General features: G+C 57.2%; 3 protein-coding genes. 2 read left to right on the forward strand and 1 reads right to left on the reverse strand.

What is annotated here, in order from left to right:
- Nucleotides 1-65: 65 nt before the first annotated feature.
- Together gatB and ACIQ47_RS15620 are read left to right on the forward strand one after the other, a co-directional pair.
- Entirely contained in the window at nt 66-1,586 is a 1,521-nt protein-coding gene (gene gatB / locus ACIQ47_RS15615) for an Asp-tRNA(Asn)/Glu-tRNA(Gln) amidotransferase subunit GatB (RefSeq protein WP_396438962.1), read from the forward strand.
- A gap of 29 nt (nt 1,587-1,615) precedes the next feature.
- Entirely contained in the window at nt 1,616-2,137 is a 522-nt protein-coding gene (locus ACIQ47_RS15620; RefSeq protein WP_396438963.1) for a hypothetical protein, read from the forward strand.
- Between the two features lie 3 nt (nt 2,138-2,140).
- On the opposite strand, the gene ACIQ47_RS15625 is transcribed toward ACIQ47_RS15620, so the two are convergent.
- Nucleotides 2,141-3,199, reverse strand: a 1,059-nt coding sequence (locus ACIQ47_RS15625) for a Fic family protein (protein WP_396438964.1), incomplete at its 5' end; no start/stop codon positions are given.

Below are 3,199 nucleotides of genomic sequence, written 5' to 3' on the forward strand. Positions count from 1 at the left end.
GCTCGCGAATGCTTTCGATACAGCAGCCGCTGCCCACAAGTTCTGATTCATCAGGTGAACCACATATGAGCAAACTCGTCCAAGGCTACGAAGTCGTGATCGGCTTCGAAACACACGCCCAACTCTCTACGAAAAGCAAAATTTTCAGCCGCGCCTCGGTGGCGTTTGGTGCCGAGCCCAACACGCAAGCCTGCGCGGTGGACATGGCCCTGCCCGGCACACTGCCGGTGATGAACATCGGCGCGGTTGAACGCGCCATCGAGTTCGGCCTGGCCATCAACGCCCACATCGCCGAGCGCAGCATTTTTGCGCGCAAAAACTACTTCTACCCCGACCTGCCCAAGGGCTACCAGATCAGCCAATTCGAGATCCCGGTGGTGCAAGGCGGCGAGGTGTCGTTCTTTTTGGAAGTGGGCAAAGAGACCGTGCGCAAAACCGTGCGCCTGGAGCGCGCTCACCTCGAAGAAGACGCGGGCAAATCGCTGCACGAGGATTTCATTGGGCAAAGCGGCATTGACCTGAACCGCGCTGGAACACCGCTGCTGGAGATCGTGACTCAGCCCGACATGCGCAGCAGCGAAGAGGCTGTGGCCTACGCCAAAGAACTGCACAAGATCGTGACCTGGATCGGCATTTGCGACGGCAACATGCAAGAGGGCAGTTTCCGGTGTGATGCCAACGTGTCGGTGCGCAAACCCGGCCAACCCTTGGGCACCCGCCGCGAAATCAAGAACCTGAACAGCTTCAAGTTCATGCAGCAGGCCATCGATTACGAAGTGCGCTGGCAGATCGACCAGATCGAAGATGGCATCGCCATCCAGCAAGCCACCGTGCTGTTCGACCCGGACACGGGCGAGACCCGCGCCATGCGCACCAAAGAAGACGCTGCCGATTACCGTTACTTCCCCGACCCGGACCTGCCACCGCTGGTGATTGGCCGCGACTGGGTGGAGCGTGTGAAGAGCGAAATGGCCGAGCTGCCCCGCGTGATGGCCGAGCGATTCGTCAACGACTACGCCTTGCCCGAATACGACGCCACGCAGCTGACCCAAAGCAAAGCCGTCGCAGCCTACTTTGAAGCCACAGCCAAAGCCTGCGGCCAAGCCAAACTGTCCAGCAACTGGATCATGGGCGAAGTCTCACGCCGCTTGAACGCCAGCGAGCTGAGCATCGAGCAATCGCCCGTGAGCGCTGCGCAACTGGCCGCCTTGATCAGCCGCATCAGCGACAACACCATCAGCAACAACGCGGCGCGTCAGGTGTTTGATGCATTGTGGAGCTCAACATCTAACGATGTAACAGTAGCCATTACAGGAGTTGGAGCAGTCGGCTCAGTCGGCACAGTTGGCGCATTTGGTGACATCGATGCGATCATTGAAGCCAAAGGCCTCAAGCAGATGAACGACACCGGCGAGCTGGAAAAGATCATCGACGAGGTGCTGACCGCTAACCCCAAAAACGTGGAAGAGTTCAAGGCCGGCAACACCAAGGCCCTGAACGGCTTGGTCGGCCCGATCATGAAGGCTAGCAAGGGCAAGGCCAATCCGGGGCAGGTGAATGCTTTGTTGATGAAGAAACTGGGGTGAGATCGCTTAATCTGTCAATGAGTCAACCCATGCAATCTTCATCTGAGCATTATCGAAAAGCGTTGGCTGAACGCTCTTCTTATGTTGAGAACGTCTTGATTCACTTGCTGGTTGGCGCATTGGCATCTGAACTTTGGAGACGTGATCCATCAACCCCATTGAGCATCTTCAACTCTGAAGTTGACGATTCGGGTTTTGATCTCGTTTTAGCGTGCCGCCAAAAACTTCGTTATTTGCAAATCAAACAAGTCCACTTGGAGGGCCGTGCTTCAAAATTCTCAATTCGCCAAGATTTCAGTTTGATGAATGGCAGTTGCGCCGTGGTGATTGTTCACACCGAAGATTCGCTGTCTATCGATCATTTTCTTTTTTATGGCGGTGAAATAGATGAAGCCATGCCGTCAATTGACGGCAACAAACCATCCATAGTTCCTGGAAGAAGAGACGCCAATGGGAATCGGAAGATCCGAGGGCACTATCGCGATATCAAGCGATCGCAATTCAAGAAAATGTCCACCGCTTCTGAATTGCTTGATGCACTCTTTGGTTAATTTTCACGCCACCATCAACCGATACCTCGTCCCCCGCCCCGTCCCCGTCTGCACCAACACCCCCATCTCGCACAGCGCCGTGAGTTCGCGGTAAGCCGTGGCGCGTGAAACGCGGCACAGGTTCACGTATTTCTCGGTGCTGATGCCGTTGACAAAACCGTCTGGCCCCACGTCATACAACTTGTTGATCGCCTTGGTTTGTGTGGGTGTGAGTTGCGGGTGTTGCTCACGCAGCTCGGCCCAGAAGCGAGTTTTGCGCAGGGCCGTTTGCATGTGGTCCCATGTCGCATCGGCGGCTTTGTGCACGCAGCCCACAAACCATTGCACCCAGGGCGTCACGTCCATGTTGCCCTGGCCGGTGGCCGCTTGCAATTGGGCGTAATAGCCAGCTCTGTCGAGCCACATTTGTTGCGACAAGCTCCACAGGCGTTTGTCGGTTTTGAGGTCTTGCGCCAGCGCCATCTCGACCAAGGCCCGTCCCACTCGGCCATTGCCGTCTTCAAACGGGTGAATGGCTTCAAGCCACAGGTGCGCCAACGCCGCACGCACCAAGCCGTCGCTCTCGTTTTGGTTGTTGTTGAACCAATCGATCAGCCGTGTCATCTGCGCCTGCACATCTGCCGAGTCGGGCGCTTGGTAGTGGACGATGTCTGGCTTACCCAAGCGGGGCGTGACGATCTGCATAGGTTCGGCATGGTCGCGGTAGGCACCTGTGCGGATCTTTTGAATACCGCTGCGCCCATTGGGAAACAAGGCGGCTTGCCAGCCGTGCAAGGTGTCGTGCGTCAAAGGCTGGTGGCTTTGTTCGATGGCCGCTTGCAGCACATCGAGCGTGGCTTCGGTGCGCGCATCGCGCTCCATCGCTTTGGCATCTTGAAGGCCCAAGCGCCGGGCGGCTGATGCTCGCACCGAGTTGATTTGCAAAATTTCGCCCTCAATCTGGGCGGTGGCGATGGCCTCGTCGGCCCAGCCTTGCAGTTGCAAGTCGCCCAAGTCCATCAGTTGCAAATGGCTGGCCAAGCCCATGGCCCGCCCTTGCGCGTAGCGCGCAGCCGTCAGCGC

This window comes from Limnohabitans sp., from assembly GCF_044373035.1.
Lineage (GTDB): Bacteria > Pseudomonadota > Gammaproteobacteria > Burkholderiales > Burkholderiaceae_C > Limnohabitans_A.

Excerpts from the sequence above, each read along its gene's own strand:
- gatB (WP_396438962.1), top strand. The coding sequence starts at position 66 with ATGAGCAAACTCGTCCAAGGCTACGAAGTCGTGATCGGCTTCGAAACA.
- ACIQ47_RS15620 (WP_396438963.1), top strand. The coding sequence starts at position 1,616 with ATGCAATCTTCATCTGAGCATTATCGAAAAGCGTTGGCTGAACGCTCT.